This is a genomic window from Neisseria sp. P0021.S006 (assembly GCF_051956895.1).
This window is the reverse complement of sequence record NZ_JBQCWZ010000732.1, coordinates 1-695: the sequence shown is the minus strand read 5'-3', so window position 1 is coordinate 695 and position 695 is coordinate 1. Positions and strand designations below refer to the sequence as shown.

1 protein-coding gene is annotated in these 695 nt (G+C 48.2%); it reads right to left on the bottom strand.

The features are described from left to right. On the bottom strand, positions 1-695 hold a 695-nt coding region (locus ACTHUM_RS16770), incomplete at both ends, for an FAD-binding protein (RefSeq protein WP_440403522.1).

Below are 695 nucleotides of genomic sequence, written 5' to 3'. Positions count from 1 at the left end.
CTTCATAATCTTCACCTTGCGGAACAACAACTTCGCCATGGTAGTTAGTCGGAATACCGCCCATCATATAGTGGGTAGTCGGCACAACAGGAATCGGGTCTTTAATCGGGTCAATACCGGCAAACTGAATGGAAATCTCGCGGATGCCCGGCAGTTTTTCCATAATTTTTTCTGCACCGATATGGTCGATTTTCAGCAATACATGGTCTTTGTTTTTACCACAGCCGCGACCTTCGTAAATTTCCATCGCCATCGCACGGGAAACCACGTCACGGGAAGCCAAGTCTTTTACGGTTGGTGCGTAACGTTCCATAAAGCGTTCGCCGTCGGCATTCAACAGAATACCGCCCTCACCACGCACACCCTCAGTAATCAATACACCGGCACCGGCTACACCAGTCGGGTGGAATTGCCAGAATTCCATGTCTTCCAACGGAATACCTGCACGGGCACAAATACCCAAACCGTCACCGGTATTCATATAAGCATTGGTAGAAGAAGCATAAATACGACCGCCACCACCGGTAGCAAACATCACAGCTTTAGCGTGGAAAATATAAACTTCGCCGGTTTCCATTTCCATGGCGGTTACACCGACTACGTCGCCGTTTTCATCACGAATCAAATCTTGCGCTGTCCATTCCACAAAGAATTGTGTATTGGCACGGACGTTTTGTTGGTACAAAGTATGCAAC